Genomic DNA, 18,722 nt, shown 5'->3' with positions numbered 1-18,722 from the left:
ATATGAAAACTGAGCTAAATGACGGATATTACCTGGCGGTTTATTCTGATGTTGACCCGATATTCCACATTATGAATCTATCTCTAAGACATGATCATAATATGGCGCTGTTTAAAAAAAACGGCAAAAAGATCGAACTTATCCATCATTGGGAGTTTGAAAGAATATCAGGACTTAAGCATCATAAAGCAGCATTTTATGATAAAGAAGCGGCGATTAGTTTTATCAATCAGCTGCTTTATGAATATTCGATCACGCTGGATGATATGCAGGAAGTATTTGGGATGCCAGAACTATCTACTTGTGATGATTATCATAGTATTACGCAAATACCGGATATTTCTTATCATGCAGTATGCCATATGTTTGCTTCAATGATTATGGATACCGATATATTTTATCATGAAACAATTATTTCTTTAGCATATGATGCCGGACCAGACTATGTCGTTGATAAAAACGCGTATAAAAAAGAAGCTTTTTGTGGTTGTGTGTCAATTAAGGGAAATCTTGAAGTGTTTCCGATTCCTTCGCCTGGTCCGTACTGGTATTATTTGTCAGTCCTTTTTAAGAAACCAGAAGGAACGCTGATGGCACTTGCTTATGCAACAACGACAAAACTAAAAAAGGATCCCCCGATTCTGCCGGATATCTACAGAGTTAAGGATATCACTAAAAATGTATTAATTTTGCGTCAATTTACCGATTGGGTATTTACTTATTCAGCGGAAAATATGGAAGAGATTTGCACTGACTATGATAATCGGTTTTCAGAGGATGAAAACAAGATTAGTATGATAATGAAATTTATTCAGGAAATGTCATTAAAAAGTATCAACGATATGTTGGCTGATATTCTAAAGAAATATCAGATAAATTCTAATAATTCATATATTTCACTTTCCGGAGGGTATGCACTTAATTGTCCGACAAATACAAATATTATTGATAACTTCGGATTTAAGGGTCAGTTATGTTGCCCTTGCCTTAATGACAGTGGCATAGCAATCGGTATGGGGTTGTATTACTTTTACAAAAAATGTGATGTTTTTCAGTATCAGTTTAAAACTTCCTTTTATAGTAATTGTGATGACGATTTAACTACTGCTCTTAACCTTTTTGAACCATTTATCAAAGATGTATATGAAGGAATTGATCGTGCGGCTGATGATATTATTAATGAACCAATTGTTTGGTTTGATGGCAGGGGGGAAGTTGGACCTAGGGCGCTTGGCCACCGGAGTATATTGGCTAATCCAGCCAAACTAGAGTCAAAGGATTTATTGAATATCTATAAAAAACGTGAGTGGTGGCGTCCGGTGGCGCCGATTATTCTGGAGAATCAGATTGATGAATGGTTTCTCAAATCTTTTTCATCCCCTTACATGCTAAATAATTTTCAAATAAAACCGGAAAAGCGGGGAGTTATTGAGGCAGTACTGCATCTTGATGGAAGTGCCCGGGTTCAGACCATCGCAGCACAAGAGGATGATAAGTTGTTTTTAGTTATTACCAGTATCTACGAAAAGACCGGGATTCCAATTATCTGCAATACTTCACTTAACGACCGGGGCGAACCGATTGTTAACAAGATCCCCGAAGCGTTCAATTTTGCACTTCGCAAGGGCATCAGGATTGTATATGTGAATGGCAGTCGAATTGAATTTGAGAAACATGATGATTATCTTGAAGATAAGCCCCTGGAAAGAGATCATCAATATTTTACCCAAAATGCCGGAAATGAAGAACTTCTTGCATCGCTGAATCCATTTCGGCTTGATTTTAATGAACTGAATATTTACAAAATTAATGAAGTGCTACAAGATTTCGATCTGACGTCAGAACGAGAAGTGATTAAATTGAAAAAAATTATAAAACAATTCAAATCAGATTTTGATATGTATGGGAATCTATTGACTTAGAGGGGAGGGAATACACTCAGATGCGGTACGTGCGGATTGTTGTTCAATATACCAGAATGTGCATCATGCGGGAAATGCTGTTTCGGACTAATTTCATCATTCGGATGTTTACGGATTTAGCATATTTTGTTGGGACATTAATATTCCTCAAAGTAATTGTCCAACATTTTGAATTTATCTCCGGATGGGATGTGAATTCGTTATATATATTGGTTGGTACTCATTATATCATTAATTACTTAATGACGGCATTTTTTATGGTAAACGGCTTAATGCTGGGGTATTACATTAATGAAGGGGGGCTGGATCAGGTTCTATTAAAACCATTACCAGCCATCTTTGCAGTTAGTTTTCGCATCGTTGATATAAGTGGGCTGATACAAATACTGATTGGTGTTATTATTGTCTGGTGGAAATGCAGTACTTTCGGATACAATATCACGTTTTATGCATGTGTAATCTATATTATTCAGATAATTTGTGGTGTTTTAATTCTATATGGAATGTACTTTACATTAATGTATTCGTCTTTCTGGTCGCGTCGCTCCCAAGGGTTAGAAAAGATTTATTATGCCACATATGATTTTCGGGAATATCCGGCAGAGATTTATCCGACAAAGATCCGCTGGTTATTTACTTTTATAATTCCCTTGACGGTAGTTGCAAATCCGGCGGCCAGGACTTTGGCTTTTGGTCCTTCTTTGTCAGGTTTAGTTGGTTCGGTTATAACTGCAATCTTCTGGCTTGGAATTAGTAAAGTAATATTGATGAAGGGATTACAAAGGTATCGGGGCGCCGGTGCTTAGTAAAGGATTCCAGTGATCATTAGATTTATCAGTGTAAGTGTGTAAAATAAAAAAATAGAATAATATAAAGGAGCAAAAGTTATGAATTCATTATACGAAGAGGTTAAGAAGACAATTGTAGATTCCTTAAATTTAGATATTAATGTCTCTGAAATTGGGGATGATGTATTACTATTTGATGGCGGTATTGGCTTGGATTCAGTGGATGGGTTAGAACTTTTAGTTGCGATTGAACGAAAGTTTGATATCGAAATCGATGATACTGATTTGGGTGGAGATGTCCTGAAAAATGTTAACAGTCTGGTCGCTTTTATTGAAAATAAAAGGATGAATACAGATTAAAAAGTTGATTATAGGAGATTTGCTTATGCGATATCATAACTTGATTGCGGAACTAATGTTTATTGATGATGCCTGCAATTTACGTTGTCAATATTGCACCGCTCCGTTAAAACCGATCCCCACACATAATGGGATCCACACCTTAGAAGAGTATGGTGGCAATATAATTGAGCTGGATGCTTCAGCACAGGCACAACTTGGTATTAAAATGCGCAGACATGTTAATAAAGCTTTAGAAATCGGACCGACACCAATCCTAAGTGTAATTGGTGGTGAATTGACTCTGATTCACGGGATTTCTGATTTTATTCAAGAAGTTTCACCTCAATATGATTTGATTATATTGACTACCAATGGTGTATGTTTAGATCGAGCAATGATTGATTCGCTGAGTCAGTGCAAGAACTTATTGCTATATTTCTCATTAGACGGATACACCTTTGAGATGAATAGCTACCGTGTAACTACAAAACGAATGAGTGATCAGTTGTTAAAGAATTTGCAGTATTGTTTAGAGCGGGGAATTAAAGTCGAGGTACAATCCGTTCTCCATGATCGAAACATTGAACAAATCTGCGGATTTGCTGAATACTTATTACCGTATGCCGAGGCCGGGCATTATCTTAAGCTGGTTCCCTTTCCTGTGAGATGGACGAAGGGAGAATATAAACCGGCAGATTGTCAGTTGCTTGCTGTAGAGGATTTGTTAGCTAATTTTGATAAATATCGAAAAATCTTACCGCCTCAAAGTTACTTGTCTGGCTTGGCTCAGTTTCTAAAAAACGGCCGCCGGCCAAATCGTTGTTATGTTCCCTATATCGTCTATGGTATAGATCACCGTGGCAGGGTAAAAAGCTGTCCCTGCATACCGGCAATCGTCAGTTCGATCAATAAGGAACCTGATATCGTGCGGGCAGATATTGCCAAAGAAAAAGTGCTTTATAGTGGGAGAACGGTTAATAGCGGCTTTTGTCATACCTGTTTTGAAGGCGGGTGGGAGATATTAAATGGTTATCTGCAAGGAAGCATTGGGAAAAATGAACTACAGGGCATGGCAATCGGCCAGGTTACAAACGTTTTTGATGTCTTAGGTGAAATTCAAAGAACAATGATAACAGATGATGTTTTTTAACGCCAATAATGGAATCGGGAGAATGGATATGAAAGTCGATGTAATTATACCAACTAATCGTCCAGCAGCGGGTCTTATTTCAGTGCTGGAGTCCTTCAAAAAACAGAGTTATCAGGATTTTACAATTTTGCTTATCACGGAAGGCGAACAACAAGCGTTGCAAGAAATTTGTAATCAAATCAGGATCCCCAAAGTAGCGATATTTTCAATTCCCTCAGGCACCAGTAACGCTGCTTTTGCCAGAAATACCGGCCTTAGGCACGCAACTGGTGAGATCATTGTTTTCAGTGATGATGATATGGTGGTTTCGGCAGATTTTATTATGGCGCATGTCAACAGTCACAAAATACATAACAATGCAATAGTCCGGGGATTGCGTTATCAAAAAAGAGCAGATGGAAGTTTTTATCTGCCCCGGTGGGAGCAAAATGCGATCAAACATTGGAAGATGATGAGTCAAGAGAGTTCATGGGCATATTTTGTTACCAGTAATGCTTCGGTTTCAATGTCGATGTTAAAACAGATTGATGGATTTGATATGAACTTTACCTGGAGCGGTTGTGAGGATACTGATTTAGCTTACCGCCTGCTGCAAGAAGGTGCGCAGCCAGTAACAAATGAAAACGCTGTCAATTATCATTTAGGCATTGATGATATGCAAATAAAGTTTGAAAAAAGAATTGGGAACTTTAAATATTTGCGTGAGAAGTATCCCCATGATTCAATGATCCAATGGTTTGTCCGGCTGACCTTACGAACGATCCAAGAAGGTCAGGTTGAACAGCTTTTTTTAGGGGAATAGGGGGAATCTGATGAGGCTCAAAAATTTATATTTAGAATTGACTTCTGCATGTAATTTACATTGTTTAACATGTGACAGCTGTATGCAGCTGAATGAACTTAATTTTGATCAAATCAAGCCGATTCTCATAAGTGCCAGTGAAAAAGGGGCTCGCCAACTATATCTTACAGGTGGAGAGCCATTAGTTCATAAAGATATTTTTCAAATTATTGAATATGCCCGCAGTTTAAGGTTCCATATTAATATGAGTTGTAATGGCACACTACTGGATGCTAATGTGGTAGAAAGATTGTTGCAGGCGGGACTTAATAATATTTCCCTATCATTGGATGGGCCGCGTGAATTGAACGACTACATCCGTGGTGCCGGAGTTTATGATAAAGTAATTAATTCCTTAAAAATATTCAGGGACAAAAAATTGTCCAGAATGGTTAATGTTCTTTTTACCGTATCAAAAGTAAATTATCAGGCATTGCCAGATGTGCTTGGGATCGTTCAAGAGTTCGGTGTCCGCCAACTATTTCTTAATGTGTTTGATCCATCCTTTTGCATTAATGATAGAGCTGGGAAAAGTGAAATTTTTCTAATTCCCGAACAACAGCTAAAGAACTTAGAAGGGGTACTGTATCAATCTAAATCGCTTGCTGCTAATCTTAGAATACATTTTCCTGATGATGCATATTTGCAGAACATGATCCGTTATTTTAAGAATGAGCCGATAATGCCAGATAATGGCTGTCAAATTCCCGCTGCCAGTTCAACCGTTGATGCTTCAGGTCAAGTTGGGGCTTGCTGGAAATGTATGACTGACCTCAACATTGGTAGTCTGACAACAAATGAAATATGGGATTCAAAAGAATACCGGCAGATTGTTGAAACAGCTGCGAAGAAAAGCTGCCCTGGCTGCTTATTTGCATGCTATTCAGAGAGAAGTATATGAAGATTATATATGTGGGAACGAGACTTCAGGTAAACGGGGCTACAAAAGTAGCGATTAGCCATTGTAATATTTTACATAAACGCGGGCATCAAGTCAGACTTGCAGTGTTAGGAGCTAATTCACTTGACTGGAGTAGCCCTTTCATACCGGTCGAATATATTTCTAATTTACGAATGCTGCACATTGATGAGAAGGAATTGATTGTTGTCTTAGATTGTTTGGTGGCAAATTGGTTTGTACGTCAATATGGCCACAACAGAGTAATTAGTTTCGTACAGGTTGATGAACCAAAACTTTATCATGATCCCCAATTAGTAAATGCTGCTCAAAACGCGTTTGCACTATCAAACCCGAAAATAGTGGTTTCTAAATATCTGCAGGATATCCTAAAAGAATATGGAAGCAATTCAGAGATAATACCACCGGCAATATCAAAAGCGATTTATTATCCGGCTAAAAGAGATGCACCAGAAGTAAGCAAGCCCTTTAAGGTGCTGCTTGTCGGAAGTTATTCCCATCCTTTAAAACAGATTCCACAGGCATATTTAGCGCTTAAATATCTGCAGCATCTGGGCGTTGATGTTCGGTTAATTCGTTTGGTACGTAAAGTCGAGACAGTTACACCGGTAGGGTTGGAAGTAGAATGGTTCGTTAATCCGCCCCAAGATATGATTGGGGAAATTTACAGGTCAGCTGATGCCTTATTATCCGCTTCGTCGTCAGAGGGATTCGGCCTGCCTCTTTTAGAGGCGATGGCAACAGGCATCCCCTTTGTTACTACCGATAATGGCGGTAGTCGTGACCTGATCCCTGATCAGAGCTTAGTTGTGAAGGTCGGTGATACCGCAGCAATGGGCCGGGCCTTGTATCAGTTGGCCAGCGACCGGACAGTCTGGCAGCATCTGCGTACAGCAGGTTTAGAACGGGCAGAGCGGTGGTCTTGGGATTATATCGGGATTGAATTGGAACGATATTTTAAAGTGGTTTGCGGTACTGCCTTTAAGAAATGGAGGATGATAAAAAATGATTAGTGTAACTGCATGGTGCTTGTTGGGGACGCCACGTCAGCATTGGCCGCGGCTGTTAAAATTAATTCATAATTGTGGTTTTGAGGGAATCGAGATGCATGTTGACAACGGGCAATGGCCAATTCCGCCAGAGATCAATAGAAATGAACTGGAATGGCTGTTTGAAGCATTATCTGAAGCGGAGTTATCGGTAACCGGTTTTAGTACCATGATCCATAGTAACGATTCGATTATTTCAGATGATAAAGCGTCACGGAACCGCGCTATTCACGCAGTTGATAAAATGATTGATTTAGCGGCCATGTTGGGAGGCAAACATGTGACAATTATACCTGGTGGTATTCATGAAGATTGGAAAAAAGCAATAGCAGTTATCCAAGAGCTTAATGCTAAGGCTAAAAGTAAAGGAATCTTGTTTTTAATAGAAAATGTATGGTATAGCTTCAGTTATGATCTTAATAAATTAGCCGATTTAATCAATGCGGTAGGTCCTAATGTTGGGATTTGTTTTGATATTGGTAATGCCCTGCCATATGGTAATACTGCCGAATGGTTATTGCGATTCAAGGATAAATTGGAAAAGATCCATATCTCCGATGCAGCAGCAACCACTCCCCACCAAATATATCCGGTCGGACAGGGGAGTGCTGATTGGTCGAAAATTGCCGATGTGCTTAAATCGATTCATTACACAAAAGATTTAACTTTGGAGTTATTTCCAAGCTGGGAAAGGTCACTGGTGCTTGAATTGAGCCGTACGGGCCGGTTTCTAAAGAGAATATTCAATGATTTGGAGGGTTGAGCGATGGTCGAAATTAACCTGCATAATGCAACCAATAATATCTTTCTGGTGGATGGGGGAACCGAACTGACTTATGACCAACTACTGGAAAATGAAGAAAATATCTATAACTGGCTCCTACCCCATGTCCACTTTGAGATAGTTATAGTGCAAATAAAAGAACGTTTTCAACTGGCTTCAGCAATTTTAGCTCTGGGGCGGTTAGGAGCATCAGCTTTGCTGATAAATCCGAACTGGTCAGAAAGTGAAGTTGAAATGATTTTAAACTGTGTAAAAGCTAAGATTGTGCTGACCGACAATCGGGAACTGACGTATTTAAAAGATTTAGGTATCACTGTTATACAGCTATCAGAATGCTTAAATACACCAATTGCTGCACCGGTACATGGTTCAATCACACTCTTTGGTGAAGTTATGATGTGTACTTCTGGCTCCACCGGAGAACCTAAAATAGTTGCTCGTACATGGACAGCAATATTTAGTGAAGTTGATGCTGCCCTAAAACGGTTACATTATACCAGTTCCGACCGGATCTTTAGTTTGGCACCATGGACTCATGCGCTGGGATTGGTAATCCACTTTTTGGCGGGAATCCGTGTTGGCGCAAGATTGGTATCGACCTTGTCAATCAGTTCCCAGGCAAGTTGGCTTCGGATCATGAAACGAGAAGCAGTGACTATTGTAATTGGTGTGCCAACTTTCTATTCCTTTTTATTGCAAACGCAAATAACGGATGTCAAGATAAGAATGGGCTTAAGTGCAGGGGCTGCGTTACCACTTGACATCTATCATAGCTTCCGGAAGCTATTTAATGCGCCATTATTTCAATATTATGGTTGTACTGAAGCAGGAGCAGTTACAATGCCCACTTTGGAAACAGTAAATCACTATCCCAGTCTGGGACGGCCTTTAAGCAACATATGCTTAAGGATTGTCGGCCCTCAGGGGGAAGATTTAAAGGTTAAAGAAGTTGGTTCTATTTGCATCAGCGGTGATGGTCTGGCATGTCGCATTTGGCAAAATGGCGGATTTTCTGTCATGAACCATGAATATGAAACAGGGGATCAAGGGTTGCTGAATGAATCAGGAGAACTGGTGATTTTGGGTCGGAATCGTGATCGGATTAAGGTGAATGGACTAGGTCTGCATCCGGGTGAAATTGAAACCGTCTTACAGCAACATCCCGATATCGCCGAAGCTGTGGTCATTCCTGAGAGTAACACCCGCAAAGGGACTATCTTAATTGCTTACCTCCGGCCACTCAATAATATTCCTAATGAATTGGAATTACGTGCTTTTTGCAGGAAACGTTTGGCGCCTTATAAAATCCCTCACAAATATTTTTTTGTAAAAGATTTTGAACGGGATAAGAAAGGACAGATAAAACGAATAAAGCAAAGGGAGGAGTTTAATGGAGCCATTAATTAAAGCCACTGGATTGTGCGTCAATTATCGGACAGTTCAAAAAGCAGAAGGTTTGCGGGGGGCGCTGCAGAGTTTTTTTAATCGCAAATATATTGAAATAAACGCAATCAGTGAAATGAATCTGCAAGTTATGCCGGGAGAGATTTTGGGATTAATTGGCCCTAACGGCGCAGGTAAATCGACAACGCTTAAAGCGTTGTGCGGGATTGTTTATCCAGATAAAGGGACAGTCGAAGTTGCGGGATTTATACCATCTAAACGAGAAAAAAAATTTCTTAAAAAAATCGCTTTGGTGGCGGGCCAACGAACTCAGCTTTGGCTTGATTTGCCGGCGTTAGAAACATTCAGGCTTCACCAGTTAATCTATCATATCCCGGAAGAACAATTTAAAATGCATATTACCAAGATGATCGATATGTTGGATGTCGGAGCTCGTGTTAATGTGCCAGTACGTCATTTATCATTAGGTGAGAGGCTAAAAATGGATTTGATATTGGCCTTTATTCATCAACCACAAGTTCTTTTTTTAGATGAACCAACTATTGGCTTAGACTTTATTTCGCAAAACCAAATCATTGAATTTATTAAAGAGTACAATGTAAATTACGGATGCGGTGTTATTTTAACCAGTCACTATATAAAAGATATCGAGCGGCTGGCTGATCGGATCCAAATAATTAATCACGGCAAAACTATAATAACCAGCACGTTAAGTGCAATAAAGGCTGGTTACACACCGCTTAGAATCGTTAAAGTTCAAATCGATGAACCTTATAATCAACAATTAAAATGGGATAAGTTTGTTCCGGAAATAGTGGATCCTTATACACTGGTTTGGCGGGTAGAAGTAAAATCCACCCAGGAATTGTTAGCCACAATATTGCCCCGTTTAAAAATAGTTGATATATCGGTGGCCGAAACAGGGCTGGAAGAAGTGCTCACTCAGTTTTATTAATGGGAATTATATATTGGAGGGATATCATTGGTTTATCGTGATATATTAAAACTTCCACATTATTCATGTGTGGAGACGGAACTGTATTTCGGGGATGCCCGGTGTTGTGAAATTTCCATTGAGGCTGCTTTGGTATATCGGGATCTGACCGATATACCGGAAGCAATAGACCAGTATCCCCAGAAAATTATTGATGAATTAATTCGGACTCAGGCTGTTATTACATACAATTCATTACCGTTTCCGGAGCCAGAAGCTCCTTTAGTTCTGGTGGTTTCACCACACCTGGATGATGCGGCCTATTCCATTGGGGGATTATTAGGACGATTAGCATTAAGCTGCAGAATTCATATTTTGACTTTATTTTCAGTTGATCCCTACACAATTTTAAGAAAATTAAAAACAAATTTTACCAGCTTACAAAGGCTGCGGATCGCCGAGGAAAAAGCAGCGGCAAGTTTAATTAATGCGACGACCTCGCAAATGGGCTGGAATGATGCCCTATTAAGGAATTATAAAAATATTGAGGAACCACTCCAATCAGATGAGCCGATTGAGAAATACTTAGAAGAACTTAAAGCGCATTTACCTGCTAACCCTTTTGTTATTCTGTGTCCGCTTGGGATTAGTCATGTTGATCATCGGTTAACCCGCATTATCATTGATAAAATGGCACCTATTGATGTGCCGATTTTTTTTTATGATGATCTTCCATATGCGTGCGATGGCTTTATTGAACCTGAGTTTTTTCAATCATTAACAGTAAAATTAAATAATTATGAAAGAGATTTAAAACAGAAGATGATAAAAATGTACGTTTCTCAATTATCACCTGGATTAACCCGAAGAATCTTAAAATACCGGGATGGCCAAGAACGTCTTTGGTTTTCTGGCAATTCGAAGAATGATGATCTATATCAGTTATTAAGGGAGAACGATCAAAATGGATGAAGCGAAGGGAATACCTTACATTAGAAATATTTTTACAAGTTTTGAACCAACCGCTTATTTATTTCCAACAATTATGTGTAATTTAAGTTGTTCCATGTGCTATTCTGGTTCGGCAGCACATCCTTTGGTAAAGTGTGAAGTATCTGAGCAGGCCTACCTTAGGCTAGTTGATAGCCTGATCGATCAAGGCTATACCAGGTTTGATATTTCAGGTGGAGAACCGTTGTTAAGAGATGATCTCATTTATAAATTGGTAAAAAGAATCAGAAGCAGCGGCGCTAAATTGCATATGGTTACGAATGGTACTTTTTTAGAAAAGAGCTTAAATAAATATTCATTTTGCGCAGATGATTTTGACTTTATTGCAGTATCCCTGGATTCTCCTGATGAGACGACACACAACTCGATTCGTGGTAGTAAAAAAGCTTATCGCTCTGCTTTGACAGGAATTAAGTTACTTGTTGCAAACGGATTTAGAGTCGGTCTTAACATGGTGTATCTGTCCGAAAATAAAAACCAGATGAGCGATCTGTTACAGTTTGCCAATGATCTGGGCGTTTCCTTTGTTCATATATTACGAAATAGATATGTATCTCTCACTGCTTCGCTTGATACTGTATCCGAATTAGATTGGATTGATCTTTATCAGGAATTATCACTGAGTCTGCAATCAGCACCTGATAATTTGCTGGTTATTGCGACATTGCCGCAATACATTCATCAGGAGATTACCACCCAGTTAAGAAGGTGTTTTAGAAATAAAAGCAATATTCTGATCAGATCGGATTGTATTGGGGGATGCGGTGCCTTTAAACAGAATGTTGCAATTACTTCTGAAGGTAATGTTACCGGCTGTGTGGCAATGATTAATGAGCCAAAGTTCTGGATCGGAAATATTAATTTGTCACCTGTTCAAGAAATCTTAGAGCAGTTTCCAGAATGGGTAGAAAAGTTAGAGTCTCGCAGCAGAATTCTAAAAACTAATAATATCTGCCGCAGTTGCCCCACTTTTTGTTTTTGTCAGGGTGGGTGTCCGATGGTGGCTCAAACGTTCTGTAGTGACTGGAAACAAGCTGATCCCAGCTGTAACAAAAGTTTATAATGTGAAAGACAGAAAGGGTATGATTATGAGAAGCCAAGAACAAATTATAGATCTTTTTAAATTAGGACAGCATTTCTGCGTATTGCCCTGGGTCCACCTTTATGCGTCCAAATTAGGGAATATGTCACCTTGCTGCCAGCAGGCAGTTGAAACACAATCACTAATATATGGTAATTTAAATGAATATTCTTTTATTGATTTGTGGGATGGGGAGGCAATCAGAGATTTTCGCTTGCGATTGCTAAATGATGAGAGGTGCGAATGCTGCATTAATTGTTATGAACATGAAAATGCCAATATCAGAAGTTTAAGAAAATTATCTAATTCAAAATATGAAAAATATTTTCAATGGATCCAGGAAACTGATGAAAACGGTTTTTCAGCCAATGCAAAACCGATTTATTGGGACTTACGATTTTCTAATCGATGCAATTTACAGTGTCGCACCTGCAGTGATTGCTGGATATTAGGGTTAGATGCTGTTGCCGATTCACCGGAACCAAGCGGAATTATTGATACTCATAAATTTTTCAATGATTTAGATTGCTGCTTTCCAGCAGTCGAGGAACTGTTTTTTGCTGGCGGGGAGCCGCTGTTATTAGAAGAAAACCTATTGATATTAGAGAAATTGGATCATTTACAAAAACACGATGTACATTTGATTTATAATACTAATTTTACTAAAATTGATAGATTTATAATTCTATGGCAGAAATTTACGAATATAACGTTGCTTATTAGTCTGGATGGCAGCTACGAAAAATGCGAATATCTTCGCAAAGGATTAAACTGGGAAAAGATAAAGGAAAACCTACGATTATTAAAAAAAGAATGTCCTAATATCAGCATTATTATTGATTATACTGTGAGTGCATTTAACATATTGCACTTACCTGATTTTCACAAGCAAATGGTTGAAGACAAATATATTAAGGTTGATGAGTTTTATCTAAATGTTCTCAATGAGCCGGGATTTTACAATATCAGAATTCTTCCTGAAGAAATAAAGCAGTTGGCTGTACAGAAAATAAAAGAACATATTTCCTGGATGAAAGCACAGCTACCATTTAATCATACCCAAGACCAGGGAACACTGATAAAACGTAAATATTTTATTAGTAAATGGCATTCATGTTTAAATTATATGAATGGTAAAGACTGGAGCCATCTAATCCCCCAATTTCTTGAGTATACCAATAAAATAGATACGATTCGTAATGAGCATTGTTTGGATATATTTCCTGAATTAAAACCCATCTTTGAAAAGAAAAAATAGTCCGGAGGGAATAAATTGTGGATAAAGATCAGATTTACAAAGGATTAGAAGAAGTAGTTTCTTCAACATTAAAGGATCATGATAAAACTTTTGAACTTACTGAAAACAGTAATCTGGTAAGTGAATTTAGATTAGATTCGATGGAAGTTGTGACAATTATTGTGAAAGCAGAACTTAAGTTTGGGGTTGATATTAGTGAAGAGGACCTTAGCGTAGAGCTGGTAAATCCGATTTCAAACTTGGTGGATTATATTGAAAAGCAGCTGGTAATGGTTAATATTCATTTGTGAGGATTATTTTAAAATGATAAATTTATCGCCACGATATAGTGAAGCGCTTAATTGTATTGAAAACATCATTGCCTCTTTGGCAAACTACTGGGAAATCGATTATTATATGATGTCTTCAGAGGTATGGGGGTTTTCCTATCAATCATTTGACTCATTATCCAAAACTATAACATTTGGTGAACGTATCAGCACAAATAGCGGTGATTTTGTGAAGTTATTTGAAAAACACCATGATATTAAAGCTGAATTTTACCATCGCAACTCATGCTATAAAACCGAAGAATTGCTGGATATGATAATAAATCACACCAAAAAAAAGATACCAGTAATGATCAGCATCGATTTATTTTGGTGCCCCTGGACAGATTTTTATAAAGTATATCATATGGAGCATTATTGTCTGGTCGTTGGTATGAATGACAGTCAAGAGCAATTATATTGTTTTGATCCGTATTATACATTAGATTTAATCAAGCTTCCGATCCAGAATTATCACCAAGGCGGTATTTCGTGTATCTTGTTTGAAAGAACTGACCATAAGGAGAAGAAGATTAAGTGGCAGGCTGTATTAAATAATGCAGCCCTGCATTTTTTAAATCCCAAAAAAGGTACCAGCGTTTTTGATGAGATGTGTGATTTTGCCAATGACATTGCTTTATATTACCAACCCCAGAATGAATTTGAGATCGCGGGTGACAAGCGGCTATCACTTCTTTCCTCACAAATTAATTATATCAGATTAGCGCGGTGTAGTTTTGCTGATTTTCTGGTGCGGTTGGCTAATGATTACCTTGTCATTGAGTTGCAGGATGTTGCCAAGGAGATGATAAAGCTGGGGGAAAGTTGGTATAATCTCAATATTATGTTTATCAAATCAAGTTATATGGAGAATTTCTCACCGCTCGTCCAGAGGATCGTTGTTAAAATTGTTGAACTAGCAAAGCAAGAACATGAACTGGCACTTAAATTACAGCGTTTTGCAACCGAATATGAGGAAAATCGTCAGATTAAACCGATCCATTATTTGGCGCTCTCGGCGCCCAAGGGCCCGTTGGATGAGCCGCTTACAGATATCTTACCGGATCATCAAAAAATAGTGAATATACTAGTTAAAATCTGGCGGGAAGTACTGGAAAAGGACTCGATCGGAACAGATGATGATTTTTTTGCATTGGGAGGGAACTCGCTGACTTTAGTAGCGATGCACAATAAAATCGAAGAACTTTTTCCTGAAAAAATTGATGTTACCGATGTTTTTGCCTATCCGACGATTACTAAATTATCCCGTTTTATAGCAGGGCAGCGAAATAAGAACGCGTCTTCTTTGAGACAATATGGGCGGCCTCAACAAAAAGAAGGAAAAAATTCCGTCTTAATGGGAGCTGTCAATTATAAAGAGATTGTAAATATGCTTCATACAGTATCACAAAATTACCCGATTGGGATACCTGGTATATTTTTAGCTGGTTATTTTTACTTAATCTATAAAATCACAAATGAGTATCATATTTCGATATATTTTATAACTGGTAATAATCGTCGTGGTTCCATAATAACGGTAAATTTAGATGCAGTAGAAGACATGGCCGACTTACTAAGAATTGTTGATAAAAAAATAAGTCCAGTACTCCAAAACATGAATTTCAGCATGACTAACTTAGAAAATAATTACAGCACGTTACCTGTATTTTGTATTGGGGATGTCCTCAGTGAGTTGCCAACCGACCCACAGATGACAGCGCTTAGCGTTTGGGAAATTGAGAAGAGTTTTGTTATCAGGTTTGAATCTGGGAGTCCTTATAAAGATCAATCTAAAAAACACTTTGATAACTATTTGAAAATTATTAGATATATAACTCAGAATTGCTGATGTATTTAGGAGGTAGTACTTTGAAAAATACCGTTTTTCTATTTCCTGGGCAGGGTTCTCAATATCCTGGTATGGGAAAAGAATTATATGAACGATATGCTTTTGTCAGTGATATTTTTAAACAAGCGGAAGAAGCATTGGGGTTTGACCTTGCCAAACTATGCTTTGAGGGGGATAAGGCAGAGCTTACAAAGACTGAAAATGCGCAGCCAGCCATACTAACAGTTAGTTACGCCATGTATCAAAGCTTTATTAATGAATATGAGGTAATTCCGACTTTTCTGGCGGGCCATAGTTTAGGTGAAATTACAGCACTTACTTGTTCTGGCGGCATTGCATATATTGATGCTGTAAAATTAGTCAGACGTAGGGGTGAATTTATGCATCAGGCAGTTCATTCCGAATTAGGCGCTATGTCAGTTATTATTGGCGTGGAATCTGCACTTGTGCAACAAGTTTGTGAGCAGAATTCAAACGAGCAGGAATGTGTGGTTATTTCCAATTATAATTCGGTGACACAATCGGTGGTATCCGGTCACAAATCCGCTGTTCTGAAAGTTGAAAAGCAATTGAATGAACTGGGGGCAAAAATAATTCCGCTAAAGGTGAATACTCCGTTTCATTGCCCTTTGATGACACCAGCAGTACAACAGTTTAATACCGAATTGTCAAAATACATTTTTAAAGATTTGGCTTATCCGGTAATATCCAATTTTGATGGAGAACTTTATCAAACGAAAGATCAGATCATCCCCAATTTGACCAAGCAGCTGGTCAATCCGGTTCAATGGCAAAAGACGATGGAATATATATCTGCTTCTGATATTGATACCACTATTGAGTTGGGACCAGGGACAGTTTTAAGAGATCTGGCGAAGAACTACCCCCAAATAGTGAGTTTTGGATATGACGATTGTAAAGATTATTCACCGATATCCCAGTATTTTCATAAAACAAGTAAATCCTCCAGCCGCCTGAAGCTGCTAACCCGCTGTATGGCAATTGCAGTATGTACCAGAAATTATAATATGGATAATGAAGCTTATCAAAAGGGGGTTGTTGCACCTTATCGAAAAATCGAAAACATGGTTGCCGTTCTGGAACAACAAAAAAAAGAACCATCTCTGGAACAAATGCGAGAATCTTTAGATATGCTTACTATTATTTTTAAAACCAAATTGACACCTGTCCAAGAACAAAGAGAACGTTTTGAACAAATTTTTCAAGAGACTGGTATGAAGGATTTTTTTCCTGAATTCGTTTCACTAAATGAAGATGAGGGGGCTTGATTTAAGTTGAAGTCCATAAATTTAGATATACTTGATCCTATTCAAATTGATCTCACGGAGTTTAATAACCATGAGATCGCAATTATTGGGATGTCTGGCAAAATTGGTTCTTGTAATAACTTAATGGATTTTTGGCAATGTCTGCTTAAAGGAGAGGACTTGATCTGTCAATATCCGAAAGCGCGCAGGCTAAATGATCAAATTTCTTTGCTTGATAGGTCGGTCATATCTGAAGAACCTCAGTATTATGAAGCGGCTTTTTTATCCAATATTGATCAGTTTGATTATAACTTTTTTGGTATTTCACCTAAAGAAGCGGAGGTAATCAATCCTCATCAGCGGCTTTTTTTAGAAAATATATGGAGTACGATCGAGGACGCCGGTTATGGTGGCGGACAATTGACCGGTTCAAATACAGGAGTTTATTTAGGATTAATGAGCGATTCAGGCGATGCATATAAAGAATTTGCCGTTAAATCCAATCCCTCGATGGCAGGTGTTGCATCGGTAGGTAATATGAATTCTATTATTGCCGGCAGAGTTTCCTATCTCTTTGATTTTCATGGTCCAAGTATCATGGTTGACACTGCCTGTTCTTCGTCTTTGACAGCCGTACATCTTGCTTGTCAGGCACTGAGAGCCGGGGAATGTGAGCTGGCCATTGCCGGCAGTGTTAAGATCGAACTGTTGCCGCTCGATACGGGTAATGCTGATATTGGGATTATCTCGACCGACAGAAGAACAAAAAGCTTCACCGATAATTCGGATGGAACCGGCAGTGGTGAGGGAGTCTGTTCGATATTATTAAAACCCTATCTTAAGGCCTGGGAAGATGGTGATCAAATATATGCCGTTATTAAGGGCAGTGCGATAAACCAGGATGGTCAAGCGGTAGGGCTTACTGCACCTAATTCAATCGCACAGGAAATGGTAATTACTAAAGCATGGCTGGATGCTGATATTAATCCGGAAACAATAACGTATATTGAAGCTCATGGTACGGGAACAAAATTGGGAGATCCAATCGAAATAAGCGGTCTTCAAAGAGCTTTTAGACAATATACCAATAAAAAGCAATTCTGCGCCATTGGTTCTGTGAAAACCAATATTGGACATTTAGATCATGCCGCCGGAATCGTCGGATTAATAAAAGCAACGTTAGCATGCAAGTACAAAGAACTCCCGCCTTCTCTACACTTTGTTCGGCCCAATCGGAAGATCGATTTTCTAGATTCGCCAATTTATGTGAATGATCGTCTGACAAAATGGGAAACCAATGATTATCCAAGGCGGGCGGGCATCAGTTCTTTTGGATTAAGTGGTACTAATTGTCATGTTGTGATTGAGGAAGCACCAAACCGAACTCAAACAGTGGTGATTAATGAGTGGGGGTATTTTCTAACACTATCGGCACAATATCAGGAAGGTATCGGTGAACTACTAAAGTGTTATAATCAGATTATTACTGCCCAGCCTGATGTTAATTTGACGGATCTCTGTTTTACCGTAAATAAAGGGAGAAATCATTATTCCCATCGGCTTTTTATCATCTTTTTTAATATTGATGATTTAGCGTTTAAGCTGCAAAAAATTATGACGGCAAACACACTGGAAACGGTCAATGTAGATGGTGTTTATTATGGCCGCCATAAGATTATCACTGATGATAGAACAAAAAGTAAAGCAACAGAAGTGACTCAAAGTGAAGTGCACCAGATCAGCAGTGCCATTAATAATAGAATAAGAAGTGTAAAACCAGATCAACGCCTGGCAGTGGAAATCGGTTTAGC

Annotated in this window: 17 protein-coding genes; all 17 read left to right on the top strand. The window is 38.5% G+C overall.

What is annotated here, in order from left to right:
- The first annotated feature begins 2 nt into the window (after nt 1-2).
- On the top strand, nt 3-1,922 hold the full coding sequence (locus tag ACYVD3_RS20620) for a carbamoyltransferase C-terminal domain-containing protein (protein WP_460644378.1): 1,920 nt from the start codon (nt 3-5) through the stop codon (nt 1,920-1,922).
- Nucleotides 1,923-1,942: 20 nt separating this feature from the next.
- Nucleotides 1,943-2,728: an ABC transporter permease gene (locus ACYVD3_RS20615; RefSeq protein ID WP_460644377.1), complete on the top strand. Its 786-nt coding sequence runs from the start codon at nt 1,943-1,945 to the stop codon at nt 2,726-2,728.
- Nucleotides 2,729-2,809: 81 nt separating this feature from the next.
- Nucleotides 2,810-3,070 (top strand): acyl carrier protein, encoded by a 261-nt coding sequence (locus ACYVD3_RS20610; RefSeq protein ID WP_460644376.1) that lies wholly within the window; start codon nt 2,810-2,812, stop codon nt 3,068-3,070.
- A gap of 25 nt (nt 3,071-3,095) precedes the next feature.
- Nucleotides 3,096-4,202: a radical SAM protein gene (locus ACYVD3_RS20605; protein ID WP_460644375.1), complete on the top strand. Its 1,107-nt coding sequence runs from the start codon at nt 3,096-3,098 to the stop codon at nt 4,200-4,202.
- Nucleotides 4,203-4,230: 28 nt separating this feature from the next.
- The gene (locus tag ACYVD3_RS20600) at nt 4,231-5,004 is read left to right on the top strand and encodes a glycosyltransferase family 2 protein (RefSeq protein WP_460644374.1); all 774 of its coding nucleotides are present in this window, start codon (nt 4,231-4,233) and stop codon (nt 5,002-5,004) included.
- Nucleotides 5,005-5,014: 10 nt separating this feature from the next.
- Nucleotides 5,015-5,944, top strand: a complete 930-nt coding sequence (locus ACYVD3_RS20595) for a radical SAM protein (protein WP_460644373.1) — start codon at nt 5,015-5,017, stop codon at nt 5,942-5,944.
- Nucleotides 5,941-6,975, top strand: a complete 1,035-nt coding sequence (locus ACYVD3_RS20590) for a glycosyltransferase family 4 protein (RefSeq protein WP_460644372.1) — start codon at nt 5,941-5,943, stop codon at nt 6,973-6,975. The genes ACYVD3_RS20595 and ACYVD3_RS20590 overlap by 4 nt, the downstream gene beginning before the upstream one ends.
- Complete coding sequence (locus ACYVD3_RS20585) at nt 6,968-7,774, top strand: sugar phosphate isomerase/epimerase family protein (protein ID WP_460644371.1); 807 nt, start codon at nt 6,968-6,970, stop codon at nt 7,772-7,774. The genes ACYVD3_RS20590 and ACYVD3_RS20585 overlap by 8 nt, the downstream gene beginning before the upstream one ends.
- A 3-nt stretch (nt 7,775-7,777) precedes the next feature.
- Entirely contained in the window at nt 7,778-9,202 is a 1,425-nt protein-coding gene (locus ACYVD3_RS20580; protein WP_460644370.1) for a class I adenylate-forming enzyme family protein, read from the top strand.
- Nucleotides 9,186-10,154, top strand: coding sequence for an ABC transporter ATP-binding protein (locus ACYVD3_RS20575; protein WP_460644369.1), 969 nt, complete (start codon nt 9,186-9,188; stop codon nt 10,152-10,154). Before ACYVD3_RS20580 ends, ACYVD3_RS20575 begins: the two co-directional genes overlap by 17 nt.
- Nucleotides 10,155-10,181: 27 nt before the next feature.
- A complete protein-coding gene (locus ACYVD3_RS20570) occupies nt 10,182-11,105 on the top strand; it encodes a PIG-L deacetylase family protein (protein WP_460644368.1) in 924 nt (307 codons plus the stop codon).
- Entirely contained in the window at nt 11,098-12,207 is a 1,110-nt protein-coding gene (locus ACYVD3_RS20565) for a radical SAM protein (protein ID WP_460644367.1), read from the top strand. Before ACYVD3_RS20570 ends, ACYVD3_RS20565 begins: the two co-directional genes overlap by 8 nt.
- 25 nt (nt 12,208-12,232) lie before the next feature.
- Nucleotides 12,233-13,483, top strand: coding sequence for a twitch domain-containing radical SAM protein (locus ACYVD3_RS20560; protein WP_460644366.1), 1,251 nt, complete (start codon nt 12,233-12,235; stop codon nt 13,481-13,483).
- Nucleotides 13,484-13,500: 17 nt separating this feature from the next.
- Nucleotides 13,501-13,773, top strand: coding sequence for a phosphopantetheine-binding protein (locus ACYVD3_RS20555; RefSeq protein WP_460644365.1), 273 nt, complete (start codon nt 13,501-13,503; stop codon nt 13,771-13,773).
- Nucleotides 13,774-13,786: 13 nt separating this feature from the next.
- On the top strand, nt 13,787-15,643 hold the full coding sequence (locus tag ACYVD3_RS20550) for a phosphopantetheine-binding protein (RefSeq protein ID WP_460644364.1): 1,857 nt from the start codon (nt 13,787-13,789) through the stop codon (nt 15,641-15,643).
- Nucleotides 15,644-15,663: 20 nt separating this feature from the next.
- Nucleotides 15,664-16,932 carry an ACP S-malonyltransferase gene (fabD, locus tag ACYVD3_RS20545; protein WP_460644363.1) on the top strand — a complete coding sequence of 423 codons (1,269 nt, stop codon included), beginning with the start codon at nt 15,664-15,666 and terminating at the stop codon, nt 16,930-16,932.
- Nucleotides 16,933-16,938: 6 nt separating this feature from the next.
- Nucleotides 16,939-18,722: type I polyketide synthase (locus ACYVD3_RS20540; protein ID WP_460644362.1), on the top strand; the 1,784-nt coding region annotated here is incomplete at its 3' end.

Source organism: Lacrimispora brassicae, from assembly GCF_054772055.1.
Note: the sequence above shows the minus strand (reverse complement) of the source record. Positions and strands in the feature narration are given on the sequence as shown.

Bases quoted from the DNA above. Each gene is read 5' to 3' on its own strand.
- ACYVD3_RS20615 (WP_460644377.1), top strand. From the start codon at position 1,943: ATGCGGTACGTGCGGATTGTTGTTCAATATACCAGAATGTGCATCATG.
- ACYVD3_RS20610 (WP_460644376.1), top strand. From the start codon at position 2,810: ATGAATTCATTATACGAAGAGGTTAAGAAGACAATTGTAGATTCCTTA.
- ACYVD3_RS20590 (WP_460644372.1), top strand. From the start codon at position 5,941: ATGAAGATTATATATGTGGGAACGAGACTTCAGGTAAACGGGGCTACA.
- ACYVD3_RS20605 (WP_460644375.1), top strand. From the start codon at position 3,096: ATGCGATATCATAACTTGATTGCGGAACTAATGTTTATTGATGATGCC.
- ACYVD3_RS20620 (WP_460644378.1), top strand. From the start codon at position 3: ATGAAAACTGAGCTAAATGACGGATATTACCTGGCGGTTTATTCTGAT.
- ACYVD3_RS20580 (WP_460644370.1), top strand. From the start codon at position 7,778: ATGGTCGAAATTAACCTGCATAATGCAACCAATAATATCTTTCTGGTG.
- ACYVD3_RS20595 (WP_460644373.1), top strand. From the start codon at position 5,015: ATGAGGCTCAAAAATTTATATTTAGAATTGACTTCTGCATGTAATTTA.
- ACYVD3_RS20600 (WP_460644374.1), top strand. From the start codon at position 4,231: ATGAAAGTCGATGTAATTATACCAACTAATCGTCCAGCAGCGGGTCTT.
- ACYVD3_RS20575 (WP_460644369.1), top strand. From the start codon at position 9,186: ATGGAGCCATTAATTAAAGCCACTGGATTGTGCGTCAATTATCGGACA.
- ACYVD3_RS20585 (WP_460644371.1), top strand. From the start codon at position 6,968: ATGATTAGTGTAACTGCATGGTGCTTGTTGGGGACGCCACGTCAGCAT.
- ACYVD3_RS20550 (WP_460644364.1), top strand. From the start codon at position 13,787: ATGATAAATTTATCGCCACGATATAGTGAAGCGCTTAATTGTATTGAA.
- ACYVD3_RS20560 (WP_460644366.1), top strand. From the start codon at position 12,233: ATGAGAAGCCAAGAACAAATTATAGATCTTTTTAAATTAGGACAGCAT.
- ACYVD3_RS20565 (WP_460644367.1), top strand. From the start codon at position 11,098: ATGGATGAAGCGAAGGGAATACCTTACATTAGAAATATTTTTACAAGT.